The sequence below is a fragment of the Sulfitobacter sp. L-8 genome (genome assembly GCF_056859255.1).
The window spans coordinates 1-23688 of record NZ_JBSXOD010000052.1 but is presented as its reverse complement, the minus strand read 5'-3'; the positions used below and the strand labels follow the sequence as shown (position 1 = coordinate 23688).

36 protein-coding genes are annotated in these 23688 nt (G+C 55.8%); 1 reads left to right on the top strand and 35 read right to left on the bottom strand.

Annotated elements, in window-relative coordinates; translation table 11 throughout:
* Positions 1-87 precede the first annotated feature (87 nt).
* The 23 genes from AC13DE_RS11950 to rpmC form a co-directional block, all read right to left on the bottom strand.
* Positions 88-801 carry an ATP12 family chaperone protein gene (locus tag AC13DE_RS11950; protein ID WP_483047951.1) on the bottom strand — a complete coding sequence of 238 codons (714 nt, stop codon included), beginning with the start codon at positions 799-801 and terminating at the stop codon, positions 88-90.
* The gene (locus AC13DE_RS11945) at positions 798-1847 is read right to left on the bottom strand and encodes an RluA family pseudouridine synthase (RefSeq protein ID WP_483047950.1); all 1050 of its coding nucleotides are present in this window, start codon (positions 1845-1847) and stop codon (positions 798-800) included. Before AC13DE_RS11945 ends, AC13DE_RS11950 begins: the two co-directional genes overlap by 4 nt.
* Positions 1844-2224 (bottom strand): fluoride efflux transporter CrcB, encoded by a 381-nt coding sequence (crcB, locus tag AC13DE_RS11940; RefSeq protein ID WP_446313806.1) that lies wholly within the window; start codon positions 2222-2224, stop codon positions 1844-1846. Before crcB ends, AC13DE_RS11945 begins: the two co-directional genes overlap by 4 nt.
* A gap of 31 nt (positions 2225-2255) precedes the next feature.
* Entirely contained in the window at positions 2256-3566 is a 1311-nt protein-coding gene (locus tag AC13DE_RS11935; RefSeq protein WP_483047949.1) for a replication-associated recombination protein A, read from the bottom strand.
* A gap of 4 nt (positions 3567-3570) precedes the next feature.
* The gene (locus AC13DE_RS11930; RefSeq protein ID WP_483047948.1) at positions 3571-4941 is read right to left on the bottom strand and encodes a trypsin-like peptidase domain-containing protein; all 1371 of its coding nucleotides are present in this window, start codon (positions 4939-4941) and stop codon (positions 3571-3573) included.
* A gap of 136 nt (positions 4942-5077) precedes the next feature.
* Positions 5078-5497 (bottom strand): 50S ribosomal protein L17, encoded by a 420-nt coding sequence (rplQ, locus tag AC13DE_RS11925; protein WP_446298053.1) that lies wholly within the window; start codon positions 5495-5497, stop codon positions 5078-5080.
* Positions 5498-5631: 134 nt separating this feature from the next.
* Positions 5632-6648, bottom strand: coding sequence for a DNA-directed RNA polymerase subunit alpha (locus AC13DE_RS11920; RefSeq protein WP_446298052.1), 1017 nt, complete (start codon positions 6646-6648; stop codon positions 5632-5634).
* Between the two features lie 116 nt (positions 6649-6764).
* The gene (rpsK, locus tag AC13DE_RS11915; protein ID WP_446298051.1) at positions 6765-7154 is read right to left on the bottom strand and encodes a 30S ribosomal protein S11; all 390 of its coding nucleotides are present in this window, start codon (positions 7152-7154) and stop codon (positions 6765-6767) included.
* A 15-nt stretch (positions 7155-7169) separates the two neighbouring features.
* On the bottom strand, positions 7170-7538 hold the full coding sequence (gene rpsM / locus AC13DE_RS11910) for a 30S ribosomal protein S13 (RefSeq protein WP_446298050.1): 369 nt from the start codon (positions 7536-7538) through the stop codon (positions 7170-7172).
* Between the two features lie 347 nt (positions 7539-7885).
* On the bottom strand, positions 7886-8539 hold the full coding sequence (locus AC13DE_RS11905) for an adenylate kinase (protein ID WP_446298049.1): 654 nt from the start codon (positions 8537-8539) through the stop codon (positions 7886-7888).
* Positions 8536-9900: a preprotein translocase subunit SecY gene (gene secY / locus AC13DE_RS11900; protein ID WP_446298048.1), complete on the bottom strand. Its 1365-nt coding sequence runs from the start codon at positions 9898-9900 to the stop codon at positions 8536-8538. The genes AC13DE_RS11905 and secY overlap by 4 nt, the downstream gene beginning before the upstream one ends.
* A gap of 120 nt (positions 9901-10020) precedes the next feature.
* Positions 10021-10503 (bottom strand): 50S ribosomal protein L15, encoded by a 483-nt coding sequence (gene rplO / locus AC13DE_RS11895; RefSeq protein WP_446313969.1) that lies wholly within the window; start codon positions 10501-10503, stop codon positions 10021-10023.
* Positions 10504-11071: 568 nt separating this feature from the next.
* Entirely contained in the window at positions 11072-11260 is a 189-nt protein-coding gene (rpmD, locus tag AC13DE_RS11890) for a 50S ribosomal protein L30 (RefSeq protein WP_446298046.1), read from the bottom strand.
* Between the two features lie 2 nt (positions 11261-11262).
* Positions 11263-11844: a 30S ribosomal protein S5 gene (gene rpsE / locus AC13DE_RS11885; protein WP_446298045.1), complete on the bottom strand. Its 582-nt coding sequence runs from the start codon at positions 11842-11844 to the stop codon at positions 11263-11265.
* Positions 11845-11960: 116 nt separating this feature from the next.
* On the bottom strand, positions 11961-12320 hold the full coding sequence (gene rplR, locus AC13DE_RS11880) for a 50S ribosomal protein L18 (protein WP_446298044.1): 360 nt from the start codon (positions 12318-12320) through the stop codon (positions 11961-11963).
* 11 nt (positions 12321-12331) lie between these two features.
* Positions 12332-12865 (bottom strand): 50S ribosomal protein L6, encoded by a 534-nt coding sequence (gene rplF, locus AC13DE_RS11875; RefSeq protein WP_446298043.1) that lies wholly within the window; start codon positions 12863-12865, stop codon positions 12332-12334.
* Positions 12866-12875: 10 nt separating this feature from the next.
* Positions 12876-13268, bottom strand: coding sequence for a 30S ribosomal protein S8 (rpsH, locus tag AC13DE_RS11870; protein WP_483047947.1), 393 nt, complete (start codon positions 13266-13268; stop codon positions 12876-12878).
* 12 nt (positions 13269-13280) lie between these two features.
* Positions 13281-13586, bottom strand: a complete 306-nt coding sequence (gene rpsN / locus AC13DE_RS11865; protein WP_005849808.1) for a 30S ribosomal protein S14 — start codon at positions 13584-13586, stop codon at positions 13281-13283.
* A gap of 19 nt (positions 13587-13605) precedes the next feature.
* On the bottom strand, positions 13606-14169 hold the full coding sequence (gene rplE / locus AC13DE_RS11860) for a 50S ribosomal protein L5 (protein WP_446298041.1): 564 nt from the start codon (positions 14167-14169) through the stop codon (positions 13606-13608).
* Positions 14162-14473 (bottom strand): 50S ribosomal protein L24, encoded by a 312-nt coding sequence (gene rplX, locus AC13DE_RS11855; RefSeq protein ID WP_446298040.1) that lies wholly within the window; start codon positions 14471-14473, stop codon positions 14162-14164. The genes rplE and rplX overlap by 8 nt, the downstream gene beginning before the upstream one ends.
* Entirely contained in the window at positions 14473-14841 is a 369-nt protein-coding gene (gene rplN / locus AC13DE_RS11850; RefSeq protein WP_007118848.1) for a 50S ribosomal protein L14, read from the bottom strand. Before rplN ends, rplX begins: the two co-directional genes overlap by 1 nt.
* Positions 14842-14995: 154 nt before the next feature.
* Positions 14996-15235 (bottom strand): 30S ribosomal protein S17, encoded by a 240-nt coding sequence (gene rpsQ / locus AC13DE_RS11845; RefSeq protein ID WP_008224956.1) that lies wholly within the window; start codon positions 15233-15235, stop codon positions 14996-14998.
* Between the two features lie 15 nt (positions 15236-15250).
* Positions 15251-15457 carry a 50S ribosomal protein L29 gene (gene rpmC / locus AC13DE_RS11840; protein ID WP_446298039.1) on the bottom strand — a complete coding sequence of 69 codons (207 nt, stop codon included), beginning with the start codon at positions 15455-15457 and terminating at the stop codon, positions 15251-15253.
* Between the two features lie 161 nt (positions 15458-15618).
* Here rpmC and AC13DE_RS11835 point away from each other — a divergent pair, with 161 nt between their 5' ends.
* The gene (locus AC13DE_RS11835; protein ID WP_483047946.1) at positions 15619-16239 is read left to right on the top strand and encodes a 2OG-Fe(II) oxygenase family protein; all 621 of its coding nucleotides are present in this window, start codon (positions 15619-15621) and stop codon (positions 16237-16239) included.
* Here the strand turns inward: AC13DE_RS11835 and AC13DE_RS11830 are convergent.
* The 12 genes from AC13DE_RS11830 to AC13DE_RS11775 all read right to left on the bottom strand — a co-directional run.
* Positions 16236-16448, bottom strand: coding sequence for a hypothetical protein (locus tag AC13DE_RS11830; RefSeq protein WP_446313967.1), 213 nt, complete (start codon positions 16446-16448; stop codon positions 16236-16238). The genes AC13DE_RS11835 and AC13DE_RS11830 overlap by 4 nt on opposite strands.
* 519 nt (positions 16449-16967) lie before the next feature.
* Positions 16968-17381, bottom strand: a complete 414-nt coding sequence (rplP, locus tag AC13DE_RS11825) for a 50S ribosomal protein L16 (RefSeq protein WP_446298036.1) — start codon at positions 17379-17381, stop codon at positions 16968-16970.
* Positions 17382-17395: 14 nt separating this feature from the next.
* Complete coding sequence (rpsC, locus tag AC13DE_RS11820; protein ID WP_446298035.1) at positions 17396-18103, bottom strand: 30S ribosomal protein S3; 708 nt, start codon at positions 18101-18103, stop codon at positions 17396-17398.
* Positions 18103-18483: a 50S ribosomal protein L22 gene (gene rplV / locus AC13DE_RS11815; protein WP_446298034.1), complete on the bottom strand. Its 381-nt coding sequence runs from the start codon at positions 18481-18483 to the stop codon at positions 18103-18105. The genes rpsC and rplV overlap by 1 nt, the downstream gene beginning before the upstream one ends.
* Positions 18484-18486: 3 nt before the next feature.
* On the bottom strand, positions 18487-18765 hold the full coding sequence (rpsS, locus tag AC13DE_RS11810) for a 30S ribosomal protein S19 (RefSeq protein WP_005849833.1): 279 nt from the start codon (positions 18763-18765) through the stop codon (positions 18487-18489).
* Between the two features lie 3 nt (positions 18766-18768).
* Entirely contained in the window at positions 18769-19611 is an 843-nt protein-coding gene (gene rplB, locus AC13DE_RS11805; protein ID WP_446298033.1) for a 50S ribosomal protein L2, read from the bottom strand.
* A gap of 334 nt (positions 19612-19945) precedes the next feature.
* Positions 19946-20836, bottom strand: coding sequence for a DUF1206 domain-containing protein (locus AC13DE_RS11800; RefSeq protein ID WP_483047945.1), 891 nt, complete (start codon positions 20834-20836; stop codon positions 19946-19948).
* A 270-nt stretch (positions 20837-21106) separates the two neighbouring features.
* Complete coding sequence (locus tag AC13DE_RS11795; RefSeq protein ID WP_446313965.1) at positions 21107-21403, bottom strand: 50S ribosomal protein L23; 297 nt, start codon at positions 21401-21403, stop codon at positions 21107-21109.
* Positions 21400-22017 (bottom strand): 50S ribosomal protein L4, encoded by a 618-nt coding sequence (rplD, locus tag AC13DE_RS11790; protein ID WP_413851435.1) that lies wholly within the window; start codon positions 22015-22017, stop codon positions 21400-21402. Before rplD ends, AC13DE_RS11795 begins: the two co-directional genes overlap by 4 nt.
* Positions 22014-22898, bottom strand: a complete 885-nt coding sequence (gene rplC, locus AC13DE_RS11785) for a 50S ribosomal protein L3 (protein WP_483047944.1) — start codon at positions 22896-22898, stop codon at positions 22014-22016. Before rplC ends, rplD begins: the two co-directional genes overlap by 4 nt.
* An 18-nt stretch (positions 22899-22916) precedes the next feature.
* Positions 22917-23234: a 30S ribosomal protein S10 gene (gene rpsJ, locus AC13DE_RS11780; RefSeq protein ID WP_005849850.1), complete on the bottom strand. Its 318-nt coding sequence runs from the start codon at positions 23232-23234 to the stop codon at positions 22917-22919.
* 313 nt (positions 23235-23547) lie between these two features.
* The coding region (locus tag AC13DE_RS11775; RefSeq protein ID WP_483046671.1) for an EF-Tu C-terminal domain-related protein at positions 23548-23688 on the bottom strand (141 nt) is incomplete at its 5' end.

Here is a 23688-nt window from a genome sequence, read left to right as displayed (position 1 = left end):
CGGAGTTTGGGCGGATTTAAGCTCGAAGGTCAAGTCAAACTGCCCAAAAAACGCTCGTAATTCTCGGGTTGGCGTATGCTTAGAAATTTATTTGGGCGTGCTCAGGTCAAACATGAACTTAGCGTGAAGAAAGCTAGCCTTTTTCACTGCGCTCAGGGCTTCTGCATCATCATCCAGTCCCCACTGCTCGGCCTGCCATATCTCGTCCAATCGAGAGGCGTCCCATACCGATTCCATCGGGCGCGCATCGTAAGCAGCCGCAAATCCCAACACCAATGACCCGGACAGACTTACCAGATCGTGGAAAGCCGCCAGTTGGAAATCATTCAGCGCATGGGTGCGCGCCGTCAGTTTTTCGACGGCCCCGGCGGCCTGAGGAACATGGATAACGCCGGTGCGCGGCTGCAACCGGGCGTCCAACTCGGCTGTCGCCCAATCCAGATACGGATCCCAGTGGACGCGTTGTCGCTCTACAAGCTCTTGTGGCGCATCCGCCCGGTAACAAAGCAAATCGCAATCTCCGTAGGCTGCCAGCATATCGGCAACCTCGGCATGTTGTATCGCCACCTTGTCGATGGCTGCATTTGCCGTCTTTGTGCATGGCATCGTCGCGGGGTTGATCACCCCTTCCTGCGCCTGCCATTCAGTCGCGATAACCGTGGCCATTTCGTGCGTCGGCACAACCAACGGACGCTTGGCCGGCGTCTTGATCGGTCTTCCGTCAAGCTCTACGGCGAAACCGCCATCCGCTTCCACGACCTTGGCTTCGGTCCAAAACCTCTTTGCCTTCCACTCGCTCACGCCCAATCCTCCTCGAACGGGTCGGCGGGCACATCTGATGGTACCCATTGAAAGGTATCCCATGTGCGCAGCATGTGATCGGGCAGCGGCGCGGTAAGGTTCAGACGCGCCTTGGTCACCGGGTGTTCCAGCGTCAGGGATCGGGCGTGCAAGTGCAGCTTTTTCGAGATGTCGCCCCCCAGTTGCGCGCCCCAGCCATCGCCCATGTTTTCCTGCCCTGAACCACCATATTTACCGTCGCCCACGATCGGATGGCCGATTTCAGCCATGTGAGCCCGCAACTGGTGGGTGCGCCCGGTCACCGGGATCAGAGCCATCCAACAGGTGCGTTTACCCGCTTGGGCCAAGGTCGCGTAATCCGTCGTGGCCCGTTTCGCGCCCTCGGTGGTTTCCATGTCTCTGGGGTGAACGCAGTACATTTTTTCGCCTTCGCCGCGTGCTCCGTGACCAAAGGCCTTGACCAGGCCGAACTTGATTGTACCGTTCCTGGGGTGTGGCACCCCGGCGACTGCGGCCCAATAGATCTTACGCGTCTGACGGTGCCGGAACGACGCGGTCAGATCAGCGGCTATCGCGCGGGTTCGAGCCATGATCAGAACACCTGAAGTGTCCTTGTCCAGACGATGCACAAGCCGGGGTTTTTCGTCCAGGTCGAACATCAACGCATCGGCCAAGGCGTCAACGTGACGGTCCGATTGCCCCGACCCGCCTTGAACCGGCAAACCGGGCGGTTTGTTCAACGCGATGATATGGTCGTCGCGGTAGATCACGCACTCGCGGATGAACTTGGCATCTGCGTCGGAAATGCGTGTGCGTTTGGGCGGCGGCGGTGCCTCGGCGTCGGGTAACGGAGGAATTCTAATCGTTTGCCCCACCTCTAAACGCGTCGAAGCCTTGACCCGCCCGCCATCGACCCGAAGATCGCCCTTGCGGCACATCTTTTCGATAAGCCCTTGTCCGATAAGTGGAAACTTGCGCTTGAACCACCGGTCCAGCCGCTGTTCTCCATCGCCCTCTTCGACGACCAAATGTTGAACCCGGCTCATGCAAATACCCCTCTGGCCACTAACAGGCCCAGCATCAATCCCAGCACCGACAATCCAACGGACAGTGCCACATATATCCCAGCGGACCAGATTTGGCCGCGCTCTATCAATGTCACTGTTTCCAGTGAAAACGACGAAAACGTCGTGAACCCACCCAAGATTCCGGTTGCGACAAACGGATTGAGATGGGCCAGTCCCTTGTGCGCCGCTGTTACCACAAACAGCCCCATGATGAATGATCCAAGGATATTCACCGCGAGCACCGCGACCGGAAACTCCAGAAATCCGAAGACGCGCGTTATCGCGACACCGGACAGATAGCGCAAGGACGCGCCCAACGCGCCCCCCGCTGCAACAAGAGACAGGGTTGAAATCATGTGCGGTCTCTCACGCGTCGCGCAGGAAATGTCAAGTTTTACGGGCCGCTCGAAGCTTTTCGAAATATTCCAGTCGTTTTTTCAGATCGCGCTCGAATCCGCGTTCAACCGGTTGATAGTATCGGGGTCTCTCCATCCCGTCGGGAAAATAGTTCTGACCTGAAAACCCATCCTCGGCGTCATGATCATAAGCATAACCGGCACCGTACCCTTGTTCCTGCATCATCTTGGTTGGTGCGTTCAGAATATGTTTGGGGGGCGGTGCCGACCCGGTATGCTTGGCGGCTTTTCGCGCCGTCTTATACGCCACATAGGTCGCATTCGATTTCGGTGCGAGCGCCAGATACGTCAACGCCTGGGCAAGCGCAAGCTCACCCTCGGGGGACCCAAGCCTTTCGTAGGTTTCCCACGATTGCAGACAGATCACTTGAGCTTGCGGATCCGCAAGTCCGATGTCTTCTACCGCCATACGCGTGATGCGGCGCATCAGATAGCGCGGGTCTTCACCGCCTTCCAGCATTCGCGCCAGCCAATACAGCGCCGCGTCAGGGTCCGACCCTCGAACCGATTTATGCAATGCTGAGATCAAGTTGTAATGCGCGTCGCCGCCCTTGTCATATTGCGCTGCCCTGCGCATCAACCTTGCAGCAAGTGACTTTCCGTCAAGCGGTGTGTCCAGCTTCCACGCGGCAACCTGTTCGATCAGGTTCAACAACGCCCGGCCATCCCCGTCCGCCATTTCAAGCAGGCTTGCGCGGGCCGCACCATCCAGCGGCAAGGGGCGGTCCAGTTCTTGCTCGGCCCGTTGCGCCAAGCGTTCAAGATCCGAAAGCGGCAAGCGTTCCAAGACCAAAACCTGTGACCGGCTCAACAAGGCCGCATTCAGTTCAAACGACGGGTTTTCGGTCGTGGCACCAACCAGCAGTATCGTGCCATCTTCCATATGAGGCAAAAAACCGTCCTGCTGCGCCTTGTTAAACCGATGGATCTCGTCGACGAACAGCAAAGTCCCCTGCCCGTTCCGGTGCCGTATCTTGGCCGCTTCAAAGACTTTGCGCAGTTCAGGGACGCCGCTGAAAATTGCGCTGATCTGAACGAAGTGCAGATCAGTCTCATCGGCCAACAACCGTGCGATGGTCGTTTTTCCGACGCCGGGCGGCCCCCAGAATATCAACGACCCAAGCGACCCTGATGCCAACATCACGGTCAATGGCCCATCAGGTCCCAAAATCTGGCCCTGACCTATCACCTCACTCAATGCCCTGGGGCGCAACCGATCGGCGAGAGGGCGAAACCCGGCCTTTGGCAACGCAGCAGCGTCAGCGTCGAATAAATCGGCCATCCGATCAGGGCCTGAACTGGAAAGACAGGCGCTGCACCCCGCGCTGAACGATCATCGAAACCTGATGGGCTCTTGTCAAATGCTCGCGGACGTCCGAAGGGGACTGCACCTCGCTCCCGTTCACGACCAAAATCACATCCCCGCGCTGCAAACCGATCCGCATTCCGAACGGGCCATTGTCCGTGATCGCTACGCCCTCCACTTCCAACGGCAGTCCCAATTCCTGCAATACGGCCGGATTAATGCGCGCCAGCGCCAATCCGGGTAATAAACTGCGGTCGTCCAGAACCAACGCTTCACGGGCTGGCTGCTCAGGTGCCGCAATCAACGCCACGCTTAGCTGGGCGGAAACACCGTCTCGCAACCGCGTCACCACCGCCTCACGGCCAAGGCCGGTAACGCTCATCCGGTATATCATTTCCGCCGGCGTGTGCACTTCCTTACCATTCACCGCGGTAATGACGTCGCCCACAGCCAGACCTGCGGCCGCAAAAGGGCTGGCCCGATGCATCCCCGAAACGATGATCCCGCCGGGCCGGTCCAACCCCAATGGGGCGGCCATATCGGCACCGACGGGCTGTCCGCTCATCCCGGCCCAGGGGCGCACGAACCGGTCGGCACCTGCCCGCGCCTGCTCCAGGAACGCAGAAATCAAGTTGGCGGGAATTGCAAATCCGATCCCATTGGACCCACCTGATCTGGTCAGGATCGAGGTGTTGATCCCCATCAGCGCTCCTTGCATGTCAATCAGTGCCCCACCCGAATTTCCCGGGTTGATTGGTGCATCCGTCTGAATGAAATACCCCTGACCGTCGCCATTCATCCCGCCTGATCGGGCCAGCCCGGACACAATTCCGCTGCTTACCGTCTGTCCGACACCGAAAGGATTGCCGATCGCCAGGGCCAACTCCCCGACCTCCACCTCATCGCTGTCACGCAAGGGCAAAAACGACAGTCCCTCGACATCGTCGATCTTCAATATCGCCAGATCGCTCTCGGCATCACTCAAGACAACATGTGCGGAAAATTCCCGCCGGTCCGACAGCACCACACGGATATCTGTCGAAACGCCCACCACATGATAGTTGGAGACCACCATCCCGTCACCCGACAAGATCACCCCCGAACCAAGCGAATTCTGAACTTGCGGGCGGTCTGCGTTGGGGTTGCGAAAAAACCGTTCGAAGAACGGGTCAGATTGAAACGGAGTACGCCTGTCTTGCACGATCGAACGGGCATAAATGTTGACGACGGCCGGGGCGGCCTGTCGCACCAAAGGCGCAAAACTCAACTGCATTTGCGCCACCGAACCGGGCACGGTCTCTGCATAGGCTGGCAGCGCGATCAAGGACAGGGCGAATAGAATATGTTTCATGCCCTAGATATGAGCAGCCCTTATCGTCAACGCAACACCCATATTCCAAATGGTAAAAAATCCTCGCCGAAGGCATAAAAGCAAAAAGCCCCTGCCAATGCAGGGGCTTTTTATAAATCAATCAAGGTCCGTTGCTTCAGTCGTCGGCAACTTCATAGGCCGCAACGCGCGCCTTGTCATTTGCGCCTTTCGCGTCCCGATCACGGTCGACGAATTCAATGATGGCCATGGGGGCCATGTCACCATAACGGAAGCCCGCTTTCAGAACACGGACATAGCCACCCTGGCGGTCTTTGTACCGTGGGCCCAGAATGTCGAACAATTTAGCAACATACTGGTCTTGTTTCAGCTTGGAAGCGGCCTGACGGCGGGCGTGCAGGTCGCCGCGTTTCGCCAATGTGATCATCTTTTCGATGATCGGCTTCAATTCTTTTGCCTTGGGCAAGGTTGTTTTGATCTGCTCATGTTCAATGAGCGAGCCCGCCATGTTCGAGAACAACGCCTTGCGGTGTTCGTGTGTACGGTTTAGGCGGCGGTAACCACGTGCGTGACGCATTTTTTTACTCCAACTTAATGCCCTCTACGGGCGGTTTTACTTTGTCCGGCTGGCGTGCGTAGCGCCAACTCTCCTTGGGGCCCCCGTGGCCCAGTCTTGCGCAGGGTGGGGTTTTCACCCCACCGCACGATTGCTTAGAACGAATCCTCGAACTTCTTGGCAAGGTCTTCGATGTTGTCGGGTGGCCAGTCCTCGACGTCCATGCCAAGGTGCAGTCCCATTCCCGACAGCACTTCCTTGATCTCGTTCAAGGACTTGCGACCAAAGTTCGGCGTGCGCAGCATCTCGGCTTCGGTCTTCTGGATCAGATCGCCGATATAAACGATGTTGTCGTTCTTGAGGCAATTTGCGGAACGCACCGAAAGCTCGAGCTCGTCGACTTTCTTGAGCAGCAGCGGGTTGAATTCCAGACCGTCGTCATCATCCTGACGGGACGCGGATTCAGGCTCGTCAAAGTTAACGAAGATACCCAACTGATCTTGCAGGATGCGGGCCGCAAAGGCGACTGCATCTTCCGGCGTGATCGACCCGTCGGTGTCGATCTTCATGGTCAGCTTATCATAATCCAGCACCTGGCCCTCACGGGTAGGCTGCACATCATAAGAAACCTTTTTGACCGGCGAATAGATCGCGTCGATCGGGATCAAACCAATAGGCGCATCCTCTGGCTTGTTCTTGTCTGCGGCGACATAACCTTTGCCAGTGTTTACGGTCAGCTCCATATACACGTCGGCATTATCGTCGAGGTGACAAATCACGTGATCGCGGTTCAGTATCTCGATACCGGCGCTTTCAGAAATATCCCCTGCCGTCACAACGCCCGGGCCCTTCGCCGAAATCGACAGGCGCTTGGGCCCTTCAACTTCCATGCGCAGGGAAACACCCTTGAGGTTCAGGACAATGTCGGTAACGTCTTCGCGGACGCCCGAAACGCTTGAAAATTCGTGCAAAACGTTGTCAATTTGCACGGAAGTGATGGCGGCACCCTGAAGCGACGACATCAGTACGCGGCGCAGCGCGTTGCCCATTGTCAAACCAAAGCCCCGCTCAAGCGGTTCAGCAATCACTGTCGCCTGGCGTGCCGGATCGTTGCCCGGTTTTACGTCCAGTTGCTGTGGTTTGATCAATTCAGCCCAATTTTTGTGGATCATACGTCCCTCCATTCCTGTCCTGCGCCCCATGTCCAAATGGCGAAAGACTCCCGAGGTTTCAAAAAAGCAGTATGGGGCCGCGCGCTGACACGCGACCCCACCGATAACCTATTTCCTTAGACGCGGCGGCGCTTAGGAGGGCGAACACCGTTGTGGGCCATGGGCGTCACGTCACGGATCGACGTGATGTTGAACCCAGCAGCAGCCAACGCGCGCAATGCGCTTTCACGGCCTGAACCGGGACCCTGCACTTCGACCTCGAGCGTTTTCACGCCGTGGTCTTGTGCTTTGCGGCCCACATCTTCCGCAGCCATCTGAGCAGCATAAGGTGTCGATTTACGCGACCCTTTGAAACCCATCGTGCCAGCCGAAGACCATGCGATTGCATTGCCCTGAACGTCAGAGATCAGGATCTTCGTGTTGTTGAAGCTCGAGTTAACGTGCGCAACGCCTGCGGCGATGTTCTTGGAAACCTTACGCTTCGTCTTTGTCTTTTCGCGTGCCATTGGTCAGACCCTCCCTTACTTCTTCTTGCCGGCAATGGCCTTAGCGGGGCCTTTGCGGGTGCGAGCGTTGGTGTGGGTACGCTGACCACGAACCGGCAGGTTACGACGGTGGCGCAGGCCACGGTAGCACCCAAGGTCCATCAGACGCTTGATGTTCATCTGCGTGTCACGACGCAGATCACCTTCTACGGTGAAATTCTCGTCGATATACTCGCGGATCTTCAGGATCTCGGCGTCCGAAAGTTCGTTGATACGACGGGAGGAATCGATTCCGACAGCTTCGCAGATCGTCTCTGCCGAAGAATTGCCGATACCGGTGATATAAGTGAGGGCGATTGGAACCCGCTTTGCAGTCGGGATGTTTACGCCGGCAATACGTGCCACGTGTTATCTTCCTTTTTCGTTGCGGGTCCGTTGCTCCAGACCCTTTTTTCACAACGTGAAGCCCGAGGCGTTAATACCATCGGGCTACAGCTGATCAGGTGTTCATGCGCGGGCTTGATCGTGACCCTTTGCAATTCGATTCTCAAATGAGATACGGCTGGTTATGAGTATTTCGCCGAAGCGTCAACCCACACCCGTCTATCCTGCGGCATTTTATCGGCCGGGATAAGCTGCCAAAGCTGCCAGCACATTATTTGCCATAATCCGCATATCACTTGGGCTAAGGAAAAGACGCGGCCTGTCCGAGGCCACGTCTTAACAATTTCATGTCCAAAATACAGCCTTGTCTATTTTGGATCATCCAGAATGGCTGCGATATCGCCCTGTACGTCGTCGATTTCGGCAAGCCCATCCACCCGTCTCAGAAGCTCGTGCGCATAATAGTAACCAAGCAACGGCGACGTCTTCTTATAGTATTCCATAAGACGGTTGCGCAGGCTTTCTTCGTTGTCATCAGCGCGGCGCTTGAACTCGGTCGACCCACATTTCACGCATTTGCCATCTGCAGGCTGAGGCTTGGTCACGTCGTGATAGACTTCACCACAATTGCCACATGTCGACCGTCCGGCGATGCGCGCGACCAACGCCTCGTCGTTGACGCCAAGTTCAATCACGTGATCCAACGGTTTTCCGGCCGCCTTTAGCAATTCATCCAGCGCAGTGGCCTGCGCCAACGTCCGGGGGAACCCGTCAAAAATGAAGCCGCCATGATCGGTCTGGTCTTCCAGCTTCTCGCGGATCAAGCCGATGACGATCTCGTCGGTGACCAAGTCGCCACGCGCCATGACGTCTGCGACCATTTTACCCATCTCGGTGCCGCTGTCTTTGGCTTCGCGCAGCATATCGCCGGTTGAAAGCTGAACCATGTTGCGCGTCTCGACCAAATGACGCGCCTGAGTTCCCTTACCCGCGCCGGGGGGGCCTAGAAGAATAATGTTCATCGACGTACCGGGCTCCGTTTTTTGCGTGGTTTTCCAGACTTACCCCGCAGCTGTGATCTTTCCAGCAGACCTTCATACTGGTGGGCAAGCAAATGACTTTGTACCTGCTGGATGGTGTCCATGGTGACCGAAACCACGATCAAAACAGAAGTACCGCCGAAGTAGAACGGGATCGCAAACTGGCCTCGCAGGATCTCGGGCAACAGCATCACTGCTACCAGATACGCCGAACCCAGCACCAACACCCTGTTCACAACGTATTCCAGATAATCAGCGGTTTTCTTACCGGGGCGAATACCGGGAACAAAACCATTCTGGTTCTTGAGGTTGTCGGCCACTTCTTCAGGCTTGAAGCTGACGTTGAACGTATAGAAATAGGCAAAAAACACGATCATCAATACGAAGAACAGCAGATACAACGGTTGTCCGGGTCCAAAATTGGCAAGCACGATCGACATGATCGGACCGGTAGAATTCCCCGAAAAGGTGCTGATCGTAATCGGCAAGAGCAACAAAGAGCTGGCGAAAATAGCCGGGATAACGCCCGCCGGGTTGACCTTGATCGGCAAGTGGGACGACCCGCCGTCGTACATCTTTTGCCCAACCTGGCGGCGTGGGTATTGAATGTGAATCTTTCGCAGCGCGCGCTCCATGAAGACCACGAACATGATCGTCACGATCACCATGACCAGAACGCCGACAATCACAGCGGGGCTGATCGCCCCGGAACGCCCGGATGAGAAGAACTGCGCGATTGCGGCCGGAACTTCCGCGATGATGCCGACGAAGATGATAAGAGAAATGCCGTTGCCGATACCGCGGGCGGTAATCTGTTCACCCAGCCACATCAGGAACATGGTCCCGCCAACGAGCGTGATCATGCTTGCGATTCGGAAATACATCCCCGGATCGGCGGCGATATCGCCTGCTTCCAGCGAAACGGCCAGACCATAAGCCTGTAGCGTAGCCAGAGCCACGGTACCATAACGCGTATATTGGTTGATCTTCTTGCGGCCCTGCTCGCCTTCTTTCTTGAGCTGCTCAAGCGAAGGCACCATCGAGGTCATAAGCTGAATGATAATAGAGGCCGAGATGTAGGGCATGATACCAAGGGCGAAAATGCCCATCCGCCCCAACGCGCCACCCGTGAACATGGAAACCATGCCGCCGATGCCCTGCCCTGCACTTTCCATAAACTGGCGAAGGGCGGTGCCGTCAATTCCGGGGACCGGAATGAAGGTGCCAAGGCGATAAACGATCAACAAACCCAGTGTAAACAAAATCCGGTTGCGCAGGTCTGTCGCCTTACCCAACGCGGACCAACTGGTGTTGGCGGCCATACTTTCGACGGCTGATACCATTGTAGAGGCTCTTTCTTTGCAAAAACGCCGCCCGAGCCGTTTTCCGGCGGGCGGCATTTGGGAAAACTCGATTGTCTATGTAAGCGGGTCGTCGCCCGCTCACAAGCCAAAAGGCTAAGGTTACGCGTTTGCGTCAGCCGCCACAGGTGTAGAAACAGTCAGCTTGCCGCCGGCCTTTTCTACTGCCTCGATCGCTGACTTGGATGCGCCGGAAACCTGCAAGTCGACTTTGGCGGAAAAGTCGCCCTTTGCCAGAACGCGGATACCGTCCAGTTTGCGGCGCACAAGACCGGATGCAATCAAGGCATCTTCAGTAATCGCGGCAGAACCATCGATCTTTTTCGCGTCGATGAATTTCTGGATCAGGCCCAGGTTTACAACGGCGTAGGATTTACGGTTCGGCTTGGTAAAGCCACGCTTGGGCAGACGCTGGTACAAGGGCATCTGACCGCCTTCGTAGCCGTTGATCGCCACACCCGAACGGGATTTCTGACCTTTGATACCACGGCCACCCATTTTACCGGTGCCGGAACCCGGACCACGGCCAACGCGCTTGCGCTTCTTGGTGGCACCTTCGTTATCAGACAGTTCATGCAGTTTCATGTCGCTTCTCCTTTTGCCGGATGTGACCCCCAGCGACGGGAGTGGTCAAACGCGGCGTTTCATGATTCTTGTGGCAATTACTGGCCACTGGGGGCGTATAGCCATCCCCAGCGAAGTAATCAAGCCGTGAAGGTGTCGTGAGCCACACCGGTCCGCCGTTCCCCCAAAGCGGTCGGGTCATCAGGCTTGTAAAAGAGGTATCAGTGACAGTGGACCGGCTGAGATCCACCATGGCAGCACTTGCCGGGGGGTGATGATTTTCTACATCCCCCGCCATGTTCAATGTTCGTGGCGGGATTGGAAATCATCATTGATGAGGCAGCATTCACGGGAAGGCCAACCATGTTGATCAGAACAAAGAAAGAAAAAGAGCCAAATGCGATTCTCATCACCTACATTCCTTGCTTATAAGTGTGAATGCATATTGCAACACAACCTATAGGTTAAAGCGATGTTAACTGAAGTCAAAGCATCTCCCTCAACAAAACGCCCCGCAGTTTCCTGCGAGGCGTTTAATCTAATTGCCCGAATTACAAAAAATCGAACCCTGTGCTAAGGCAACGGCCGTTTAGCCTTTTTCCTCAACGATCTCCACCATGTGAGAGATCGAGCGGATCATGCCGCGGACGGAAGGTGTGTCTTCCAGCTCGCGTACACGGTGCATTTTGTTAAGGCCCAAGCCGATCAGCGTAGCACGCTGTTTGGCGGGGCGACGGATTGGCGAACCAACCTGCTTGATCACGATAGTCTTGGCCATGATTACGCCTCCTCAGCCAATTGTGCGGACGATTCAACATGGTCGTCACGCTTTGGCAGGATGTCGGCAACCTTCTTACCGCGACGCTGAGCGACAGCGCGTGGGGAAGATTCTTTCTTCAAGCCGTCCATTGTGGCGCGGATCATGTTGTATGGGTTCTGCGAACCGATGGACTTGGACACAACGTCCTTGATGCCCAGCATTTCGAAAACGGCACGCATTGGACCACCGGCGATGATACCGGTACCTTCTGGCGCTGTCCGCATAACCACTTTACCGGCACCATGGCGGCCTTCCATGTCGTGGTGAAGTGTCCGGCCTTCGCGCAGCTGAACGCGGATCATCTGGCGCTTGGCCTGCTCTGTGGCTTTGCGAATGGCTTCAGGAACCTCTTTCGCTTTACCTTTGCCAAAGCCTACGCGGCCTTTCTGGTCGCCAACGACGACGAGTGCGGCGAAGCCAAAGCGCTTACCACCCTTAACGGTCTTGGAAACGCGGTTGATCGCGACTAGGCGGTCGGCGAATTCAGGGGTTTCGTCGCGTTGGTTGCGGCGGTTACCACCTCGGTTGTCATCTCTTGCCATGCGGCATCATCCTTTTGGGTTCGGCGCTTGCGCGCGTCATTTTGTCAATCCTGGTGGGTCCCCTGAAGGCCCCCGGATCATCGAGGCGGCACGTAATCGGCGCCGCCTGCTCTAAGTTAGATCTTCAGGCCGCCTTCGCGGGCTGCGTTTGCCAAAGCTTTGACCTTGCCGTGGAACAGAAAGCCGCCCCGGTCAAAGTACGCCTCGGTCACACCGGCTTTGATCGCGCGATCGGCAATTGCCGTCCCGACTTTAGCCGCTGCTTCGACGTTGTTCTTTCCAACAACACCCAGATCTTTTTCGAGCGACGAAGCAGAAGCCAAAGTGACCCCGTTTACGTCGTCGATCAGCTGGGCGCTGATGTTTTTGTTCGAACGGTGAACGGAAAGGCGAAGACGCCCTGCGTTGACCCGGCGAAGTTTGTTCCGAACGCGCAGGCGGCGTTTCAGAAACAGTTGTCTTTTGCTGTTTGCCATCTGAGCTATCCTTACTTCTTCTTGCCTTCTTTGCGGAAGATGAACTCACCCTTATAGCGGATGCCTTTGCCCTTGTAGGGCTCTGGTTTACGCCAAGCGCGAATGTTCGCAGCGACTTGACCAACAAGCTGTTCGTCAATGCCTTCAACCACAATCTCGGTCTGTTTCGGTGCTGTGACTGTCACACCGGCTGGCGGGACATAGTCAACGTCATGCGATAGACCCAGGTTCAGTTTCAAAGTGTTGCCGTTCATGGCAGCACGATAACCAACACCCTGGATCTCAAGCTCTTTCTTGAAACCGTCGCTGACGCCGGTAACCAGGTTACGCACCATGGTGCGGCTCATGCCCCACTGCTGACGCGCGCGCTTGGATTTACCGCGTGGTGTGATGGTGACCACGTTGTCTTCAACGGTCAATGTAACGTCATCAGTGGCTTTGAAGGAACGGGTTCCCTTCGGGCCTTTGACTTCGATGGTCTGGCCGCTGACGGATGCTGAAACACCGCTTGGCAGGTCGACCGGTTTTTTACCAATACGAGACATTTTGCTCTCCTTAGAATACGGTGCAGAGCACTTCGCCGCCAACGTTGGCGTGCCGTGCATTCTGATCCGACATCACACCCTTCGGGGTGGAGACAATCGACACACCGAGGCCCTGACGGACAACGGGAATGTCATGTACGCCCATGTAAACGCGACGACCGGGCTTGGAAACCCGCTTCAACTCACGAATTACAGGTTCGCCCTCGTAGTACTTGAGGCTGATTTCGAGTGCGGGATGGCCGTCGGTGCCCGTGACCTTTTCATAGCCACGGATGTAACCTTCGTCCGCAAGCACATCCAGCACCCATGCACGCAGCTTGGAGGCTGGGGTCATGACTGTGGATTTACCGCGCATCGAAGAGTTACGGATGCGTGTCAGCATATCTGCGATAGGATCGTTCATGTGATGCGCTCCTTACCAGCTCGACTTGACCATGCCGGGGATTTGGCCGCTTGAGCCAAGATCCCGCAACGCGATCCGCGAAATTTTCAGTTTACGATAATAAGCGTGTGGGCGGCCTGTCAGCTGGCAGCGGTTGTGCAGACGCACAGCGCTGGAGTTGCGAGGCAGCTTTGCCAGCTTCAGGGAAGCGCGGAAACGCTCTTCCATCGGCTTGGATTCGTCGCTTACGATCTCTTTCAAGGCGGCACGCTTTGCAGCGTACTTCTTGACCAGTGCTTCGCGCTTCTTTTCGCGCTCGATCATGGATTTCTTAGCCATATCTAAATCCTTCCCGCGCTTATGAGTTGAAGGGCATGTTGAATGCTTTCAACAATGCCTTCGCTTCAGCGTCGGTTTTCGCCGTGGTGGCGATCACGATGTCCATTCCCCAGGTTTCATCCACTTTATCAAAGTCGATTTCCGGGAACACGATGTGCTCTTTCAAGCCCATGGCATAGTTGCCACGGCCGTCGAAGCTCTTGCCGTTGATGCCGCGGAAGTCGCGGATACGAGGCATTGCAATCGTGATCAGACGATCCAGGAATTCATACATCCGGTCACCGCGCAGGGTTACTTTCGCACCCAACGGCATTTCTTCGCGGACGCGGAAACCAGCAATGGATTTCTTGGCAATGGTTGTCATGGCCTTTTGACCAGCAATCGTTGTCAGATCTTCCTGAGCGGATTTGGCTTTCTTGCTGTCACGGACAGCTTCAGCACCACAGCCGATGTTCAGAACGATTTTGTCCAGACGAGGGATCTGCATTTCGTTCTTGTAGCTGAACTCTTCCTTGAGAGCGGCACGGATCGTGTCGTTGTAAACGCCCTTCAGGCGGGGTGTGTAAGTTGCGTTATCAAGCATCGATCACGTCCCCCGTGGTTTTTGCGAAGCGGACTTTCTTGTCGCCCTCAACCTTGAATCCGACACGTGTTGCTTTGCCGTTGGCATCAACCAGCGACAGGTTGCTCAGGTCGATCGGCATCGCCTTGGGAATACGACCGCCCTGCGACGTCTGGGACTGACGCGTGGCGCGGATTGCCATGTTGATACCATCTACGATTGCTTTGTTGGCCTTAGGGTCAACGGACGAGATCGATCCCGTCTTGCCCTTGTCCTTGCCAGCAAGCACGATGACTTTGTCACCTTTGCGAAGTTTAGCAGCCATTACAGCACCTCCGGCGCAAGCGAAATAATCTTCATGAAGTTTTTGGCGCGCAGTTCGCGAACAACTGGTCCGAAGATACGTGTACCTACGGGCTCGTTGTTGTTGTTCAGGATTACGGCGGCGTTACGATCGAAACGGATGGCTGTGCCATCATCACGACGAACTTCCTTGGCAGTGCGAACGACGACGGCTTTACGCACGTCACCCTTTTTCACACGACCGCGAGGGATGGCTTCCTTGACCGACACGACGATGATGTCGCCGACGGATGCGTATTTACGCTTGGAACCACCCAGTACCTTGATGCACTGAACACGGCGCGCGCCGCTGTTGTCAGCAACATCCAGGTTGGTCTGCATCTGGATCATTTGGTTTCTCCCGACCTTCTGGGGGGCGATGCGTGCCCGTACCCCAGGGTTTCGATTATATTGGTCAGCTGATAATCAGCTTCTCGTCCGTGCCTTTGACCCCTCTCCCCGCTAGAGTCAAGGGAAAGAGGTATCGGCGCGTCCAAGTTGTACCTTAAGCCTCGGCGGCTTGCAGTACTTCCCAACGCTTGGTTTTCGACTTTGGTGCACATTCGATGATGCGAACGCTGTCGCCCACCTTGAATGTGTTGTTCTCATCGTGCGCCCGGTATTTCTTGGACTTACGGATGGTTTTCTTCAGAACCGGGTGTGTAAAGCGACGCTCTACGGAAACGGTTACTGTTTGCTCGTTGGCATCGCTTGTCACGGTGCCTGTCAGGATACGTTTGGGCATACTCTCAGGCTCCTATTATTCAGCAGAAGCCGCAGCAGCGGCTTTCTGATTGAGAACGGTTTTAACACGTGCGACGTCACGCTTGACGGTCTTCAAACGCGCAGGGTTTTCCAACTGGCCGGTGGCTTGCTGAAAGCGCAGGTTGAAGGATTCTTTTTTCAGGTTAACAAGCTCATCGCGGAGTTGATCCGGCGTCTTGTCGTGCAGTTCCTTGGCGTTCATCGCCTGTTCCTTTCGACATCACCAGTAGGCCCCTTATGGGTGACCATGATTCTGGTGGAGTTCATGTGAAAGGTTCCTCTATAGCCGTAGCACACGAATGGCAAGTAACCTTTGCGCAAAACCTATCGCCACCCTGTCCCGCCTCCTGTAAGAGATGCCACATGTCACAAATAGATTCCCTTTTCGTCACCCGCCTGTACCGCGCGCCCTTGTCCGAACACGGCAAGCCCGTCGATCCGTCAGAGCTTTCGGCCGCGTGCCTGTCCATCGCCGAAGATGACGAGGCCGGACAGGAATGGTGCGACCAAAACGATTTCCCCGGCTATACAAGCTATGCGTCGCTTACCGACCTACCTTGGCGCTTTCCCATCTTCAAGACGGTGAAAAAGTCGCTGGACAAACACGTCCAAGCCTTTGCCAAGGACTTGGCATTTGATCTGGACGGTCGAAAGTTGAAGCTAGAGGACATCTGGATAAACATCCTTCCCGAAGGCGGTATCCACACCGCGCATATTCACCCGCATTCGGTAATTTCCGGCACGACCTATGTGGCGATGCCCGAAGGCACCAGTGCGCTCAAGTTCGAAGACCCGCGCCTGCCGATGATGATGGCAGCCCCCGGCCGTTTGAAAGACGCTCCGAAAGAAATGCGTCAGTTCGTCTATGCCAAGCCGGTCGTCGGGGATGTGTTGCTGTGGGAAAGCTGGCTGCGCCACGAAGTACCGATGAACATGGCCGAAGAGGACCGCATCTCGGTGTCGTTCAACTACGCCTGGGGTTAACCCCGTTTGGGCGGCGTTGCCTTGCGCGCCGCCTCTTGCTCTTTGATCGCGGCCTTTTCCTCTTTGGTCAGCTTATTGCCCCACTGATTGTTGGACAGACCCAGATCATCCGGCATCGGCTTGGTCTTGCCCTTCTTGATGGTGCCACCTTTGTTAAGGAACTGTTGAATGAGATCTTGGTCGGTGGTGGGCTTAGGCACTTGCTTCATGGGGGTGACCTTTGTCTGGGGGGTGGTCTTCCCATCACCTTAGACCCACTGACCTGCCTTGGCCAGTAAGCGCGACAGCCTGCTCGGTTCGTCGCGACCCGATCAAAGGGTGAGTGAAAAAGTCTTCCTCGGCGCGCCGACGTCCAGAACTCTGACTTTTGAAACGGCAATGGCAGTTTCAGAAGGAAAACGCTCGACCATTTAGTTTGATCGAAAGCCCCCGCATGTCTCAAACAACCCGCTTTGGGCATTGGACTATCTTCGCACGCTTTATTCGCACCCCATAGGTCACGCCGTTTGAGAAGGCTTGTCGTGCTATTTTTGAAAGCCACAATTTTTCATGTTCAAGATAACCCCTGAAAATTGGCGTTCATAAACTTCGACTGCTATTTCCGTCTAAAAGTAGAAAACCCCCCGCTGATCACTCAGCGGGGGGTCTTTTTCGCGGGGACGGGACAGGCAGTTCTTTGAACTATCTCGGTTCCGTGACAACTGTTCCGGCTTTGGCCGGAGCGTTGGTTACCAGTCCTCGCGGACCACTACCCGTGTTTTGATTGGCAGCTTCATCGCGGCCAGACGCAGGGCTTCGTGCGCAACGTCTTCACCGACACCGTCGATTTCGAACATCACACGGCCCGGCTTCACGCGGCATGCCCAGTAATCAACGGAACCTTTACCTTTACCCATACGGACTTCGGTAGGCTTCGATGTGACTGGCAGATCCGGGAAAATCCGAATCCAGACACGACCTTGACGCTTCATGTGACGCGTCATGGCACGACGTGCGGCTTCGATCTGACGTGCTGTAACCCGCTCGGGCTCCAACGCTTTCAGGCCAAATGTACCAAAGTTCAGGTCAGACCCGCCCTTTGCCAGACCCTTGATCTTGCCTTTGTGCTGCTTGCGGAATTTCGTACGCTTTGGTTGTAGCATCTTTCATTCCCCCTTTAACGCCGACCGCCGGCACCGCGTGGTGCTGGTCCGTCTTGCATTTCTTGTGCCTTGCGGTCACGTGCAGCCGGGTCATGTTCCATGATCTCGCCTTTGAAGATCCAGGTCTTGATCCCGATGATGCCGTAAGCAGTTGACGCTTCAACGTGCGCATAATCGATGTCGGCACGCAGAGTGTGAAGCGGCACGCGGCCTTCACGGTACCATTCGGTACGCGCGATTTCTGCACCACCCAGACGGCCAGCAACGTTTACACGGATACCAAGGGCACCCATACGCATGGCGTTCTGAACCGCACGCTTCATGGCGCGACGGAAAGAGACCCGGCGTTCCAGCTGCTGTGCGATGGATTCACCAACAAGGGCTGCGTCCAGTTCTGGCTTGCGAACTTCAACGATGTTGAGGTGCAGGTCAGACTTGGTGATCTTGGCGATTTTCTGACGCAGACCTTCGATGTCTGCACCTTTTTTACCAATGATCACACCGGGGCGTGCTGTGTGGATCGTGACACGGCACTTCTTGTGTGGGCGTTCGATGATCACACGGGCGATACCGGCCTGTGCACATTCTTTCTTGATGAAGGCACGGATGGCAAGGTCTTCGAGAAGAAGATCACCATAATCCTTCGTATCGGCGTACCAGCGGCTGTCCCAGGTGCGGTTGACCTGAAGACGCATACCGATCGGGTTAACTTTATTACCCATTATGCTTGCTCCTCAACTTGACGCACGACGATCGTGATTTCCGAAAACGGCTTGATGATCTTGCCGAAACGGCCACGCGCACGTGGACGACCACGCTTCATGATCAGGTTCTTGCCAACGTAAGCTTCGGCAACGACCAGTTCATCCACGTCAAGGTTGTGGTTGTTTTCGCCGTTCGCAATGGCGGACTGAAGGCACTTCTTCACATCCTGTGCGACCCGCTTTTTCGAGAAGGTCAGGTCCGTCAGGGCCTTTTCTACCTTCTTGCCACGGATCATTGCGGCGACGAGGTTCAGTTTCTGCGGGCTTGTGCGAAGCATGCGCAGTTTTGCACGGGCTTCGTTGTCGGCCACGCGGCGGGGATTTTTATCCTTGCTCATGGCTTATTTCCGCTTCGCTTTTTTGTCGGCTGCGTGACCATAATAGGTGCGAGTTGGCGAATATTCACCAAACTTCTGACCGATCATTTCTTCGCTGACGTTTACTGGGATATGCTTGTGACCATTGTACACACCGAACGTCAAGCCAACAAACTGTGGCAGGATCGTTGAACGGCGCGACCAGATCTTGATCACTTCGCTACGACCGCTTTCGCGGGAGGCTTCGGCCTTCTTGAGGACATAAGAGTCAACAAAAGGACCTTTCCATACTGAACGAGACATCTATTAACGCCCCTTCTTCTTGGCGTGGCGCGAGCGTAGGATAAGCTTGCTGGACGCTTTGTTCTTGTTCCGGGTTTTTGCACCCTTAGTCGGCTTGCCCCAAGGCGTAACAGGGTGGCGACCACCCGATGTACGGCCTTCACCACCACCATGTGGGTGATCGATCGGGTTCATAACAACACCACGTACCGAAGGGCGGATGCCCTTGTGACGCATGCGGCCCGCTTTACCGTAATTCTGGTTGGAGTTGTCAGGGTTCGATACGGCACCAACGGTGGCCATACATTCCTGACGCACCAGACGCAGTTCGCCCGAGGACAAACGGATCTGAGCGTATCCACCATCACGGCCTACGAACTGTGCATAGGTACCGGCGGCGCGTGCGATCTGGCCGCCCTTGCCTGGCTTCATTTCGATGTTGTGAACGATTGTACCGATAGGCATGCCCGAGAATGGCATAGCGTTACCAGGCTTGATATCGGCCTTGGCCGAAGCAATGACCTTGTCGCCGACAGCAATACGCTGCGGTGCAAGGATGTACGCCTGTTCGCCATCTTCGTACTGGATCAGTGCGATGAATGCGGTCCGGTTAGGGTCATATTCGATCCGTGCGACAACCGCGGACATGTCCAGCTTGTTGCGCTTGAAATCGACGATACGGTAAAGGCGCTTTGCCCCACCGCCTGTGCGACGCATTGTGATCCGTCCGGTGTTGTTCCGTCCGCCCGATTTGCTAAGACCCTCTGTGAGGGCCTTGACTGGGCGACCTTTCCAAAGCTCCGAACGGTCGATCAGTACCAGCCCGCGCTGGCCTGGCGTCGTCGGTTTATACGACTTGAGTGCCATGTTCTCTGTCTTCCGTTTTGCTTGGCCCCGACGTCGCTGTGATGACGCCGAGATGGTTATAGGGCCCCGAAGGTCCCAAATTATATTGATACGGGCGGATTATCGTCTGCCCCATCAGCGCGCGTCAGGCCGACATGATCGACCGTACCGCAAAACAACACAGCCCCGGACGAATCCGGGGCGATGCCGATGGGGTCGTTTAGGGGAGGATGAGGCAAGCGTCAAGGCGCTAGGCCGCATTAGTCGCTGCGCATGGCCCGTTCGTGCAATACCCCGCCGTGAATGCCCGCTATCGCGCTGTCAAAAGCTACTGTGCCGCAGTCTCACTGCACGCCTATGACGCCAGTTGCCGCACCTTGTATGCCATGCTTTCGACAGACGGGTCGGCAGCTTTTGGGATAATGCGGTAGAACGCGTTCACCATACAAAACAGAGCAAACCCCAACAGACCGATACAAAGCAAAATTACCAGGATATTCCCGAATGCCTGGTCTTTGAGCCAATCAAACGCAGTACCAAGGCCCCCGGCCCCCGACGAATTGGAGCTTAGTCCGGAATACGCGATCAGACCGCCGATGATCATCACCGCCGCGCCTTGCGCTGCCAAGCCCGCCCTCAACAGAAAGTTCCAGTGCATCGTAAAATGGTTGGCCTGAAGGTGGTCACGGTAGTTCTGCGATATTGCCTTGTAAAAATAGTATATTCCCGTCGCGACAGTGAGCAGACCAGCGATAGTCACTACCCACGAACCCAACGTGCTTTGCATGAAATCAGACAGGAGTTTCTGCCCCTGAGATCCGGAGGAAGCATATCCCAAAGCGGTGATCGCGATAACCCCAATCGCCGCGTGTACAACCCCGGTGACCACCATACCAATTCGGGCGATGATACCTTTTGCCGACGTGCCGTAAGCCTCCAGATCCCAGAAGCTGTCAATCAGGCGCCATACGGCATAGGCGAAAAGCCCTACGGCGATTACGATTATCGTTATTACACCAACTGGACCATCCAAAGACTGCATGGCCGATTTGGTGCCTTCGGCCTCACCGCCTTTGAAGATGGACCAAAGCGACACGCCGGCAACAACCAGATAGACCAGAGAGCGGCCTGCGTATCCCGCCCGCATGATCGGCACGGCCCAGGCAAAGTCCTGCGGATCAACATCGTCAAGGTTCTTGGCATGTTTGAATCGGGAGGCGGCTGCATTGCGGTCGGTTTTTGTCATCGTTCGCCCTATCTGGAAAAGCCGACCAGTACCAACGGGCCCCTAGGTGACGCCGCAGTCTCAAGTCACAAGTTCGTTTTTAGCAAACGCAGTTTTGCCATGAATGGTTCCCCATACTTTGGATATAGCTCGTGTAAATGAAACCGCGGCCGCGTCTGCGCCGGTGCGCGACGCGAGGGCGGTGCATTGATTACCGTAGACACACCAAAACGAAAAAAGGCCCCCCGCATGTTGCGAAGGGCCTTCTAATTCGGTCGATCCAGGGTTGGTTTACAGCCCGGTGCTCACGTCGATGGAGTTACCCTCTTCGAGCGTGACATAAGCCTTTTTGACGTCTTTCCGACGGCCCATCTGGCCACGGAAACGCTTTGCCTTGCCCTTGGTGATGGAGGTGTTCACAGCCTTCACCTTTACGCCAAAGAGAGCCTCGACAGCTTCTTTGATCATGGGCTTGTTGCTCGCCATCGTGACTTCGAAAACGACGGCGTTGTGTTCAGACGCCATTGTCGCTTTTTCGGTGATGATCGGCTTGCGGATCACATCGTAATGTTGGTGCTTGGTGCTCATTTCAAACGGGCCTCCAGTGCTTCGATCCCCGCCTTGGTGATAACAAGTGTATCACGCTTGAGGATGTCATAGACGTTTGCACCCATCGTTGGCAGGATATCCAGCCCTTCGATGTTGCGCGCGGCTTGCAAGAAGTTTTCGTTCACAGACGCGCCGTCAATGATCAAAGCGCGTTTCCAGCCGAGGTTTTTAACCTGCTTGGCCAGTGCTGCGGTTTTCCCATCGGATGTAACATCGTCGATGATAACCAGGTTGCCGGTCTTTGCCTTCGAAGACAAAGCGTGGCGCAGACCCAGTTTGCGGAACTTCTTGGTCAGTTCATGGCCGTGGCTACGTGGGGTTGGACCCTTGTAGATACCACCCGAACGAAAGATCGGTGCAGAACGTGCGCCGTGGCGTGCGCCGCCGGTGCCTTTCTGGCGATAGATCTTCTTGGTCGAATAGCTGACCTCGGACCGTGTCTTGACCTTGTGCGTACCCTGCTGCGCGTTGTTACGCTGCCAGCGGACGACACGGTGCAGAATGTCGGCGCGTGGCTCAAGACCGAACAGGGCCTCGTCCAGGTCTACCGAACCGGCTGCGCCGCCGTCGAGTTTGATGACATCAAGTTTCATTCGTCACCTTCCTTCTTGGTCTCGTCCAAAGTCTCGCTTTGATCACCAGCTTCGGCTTTGTCCGAGTCAATGGATGCTTCGGCTTCCGCAAGTGCTGCGGCTTCCGTTGCGGCTTGCTCTTCAGCCAAACGCTTGGCTTCTGCTTCGGCCTCTGCCGCTGCTGCGGCGGCGGCTTCTTCAGCGGCTTTGGAAGCTTTTTCGGCGGCGGAGCGCAGAGCGGCAGGTACGATTGCGCTGTCTGGGAACGGCTTCTTCACCGCGTCCTTAACAGTCACCCAGCCACCTTTCGACCCAGGTACGGCACCTTTGACCATGATCAAACCACGTGCGCTGTCGGTTTTGACAACTTCGAGGTTCTGAGTGGTGACACGGGCAGCACCCATGTGACCGGCCATTTTCTTGCCTTTGAAAACCTTGCCTGGATCCTGACACTGACCTGTCGAACCGTGCGAACGGTGCGAGATCGAAACACCGTGTGTCGCACGCAGACCGCCAAAGTTGTGGCGTTTCATCGCACCGGCAAAACCTTTACCGATGGAGGTGCCTGCAACGTCAACATACTGACCAGCAAAGTAATGGTCGGCGATGATTTCTTCGCCGACATTCAACATGGCTTCGGGGTCAATGCGGAATTCCGCAACCTTGCGCTTCGGTTCAACCTTTGCCGCAGCAAAGTGACCACGCATAGGTGCCGATGTCCGTTTAACCTTGGCTGTACCCGCGCCGAGCTGAACCGCTGTGTAGCCGTCCCGTTCGATGGTACGCTGAGCCACAACCTGAAGTTTGTCGAGCTGAAGAACGGTCACAGGAATCTGCTTACCGTCTTCCATGAACAAACGGGTCATGCCCATCTTTTTTGCAATAACGCCTGAGCGCAACATATTATTACCCTCCTACGCTTATGACTGCAGCTTGATCTCGACGTCCACACCAGCGGCCAGGTCGAGCTTCATCAGCGCATCCACGGTCTGGGGGGTCGGATCAACGATATCCAGCAGACGCTTGTGCGTGCGGATTTCGAACTGGTCACGGGATTTCTTGTCAACGTGGGGGCCACGTAGAACAGTGAATTTTTCGATCTTGTTCGGCAGCGGAATCGGGCCGCGAACAGAGGCACCGGTACGCTTTGCGGTGTTGACGATCTCTTGTGTGGACGCATCCAACACACGATAATCAAACGCCTTCAGCCGGATGCGGATGTTTTGGCTTTGTGCCATATGTCATCATCCCTCATTGGGAGGTGAAACGAAGAGGAAGAGACGCCTCATCACGGCCCTTCATTGCGTTTTGTCGTAAATCAAACGGGGCACGTAAAAACGCGCCCCGCTGAGACTTGGGCTCTATAGGAGGAGTCGCGGGCTATGGCAAGGGGGAAAGCATAAACCCGGGCTGATTTCCGCAACACTGCATACGCACCAAAATGGCGCTTAACCGTTTCGCGTAATCAAAACCAATAACCAGAAAAGCCGCCCCCTCTCGGGGACGGCTTTCGTATCTTCAACCGGCGGTGAGATGTCTCACCGAAGCGGCTTATTCGATGATCTTGGACACAACGCCCGCGCCAACGGTGCGGCCGCCTTCGCGGATCGCAAAGCGCAGACCGTCTTCCATCGCGATTGGAGCGATCAGTTCCACGTCGAATTGCAGGTTGTCGCCTGGCATGACCATTTC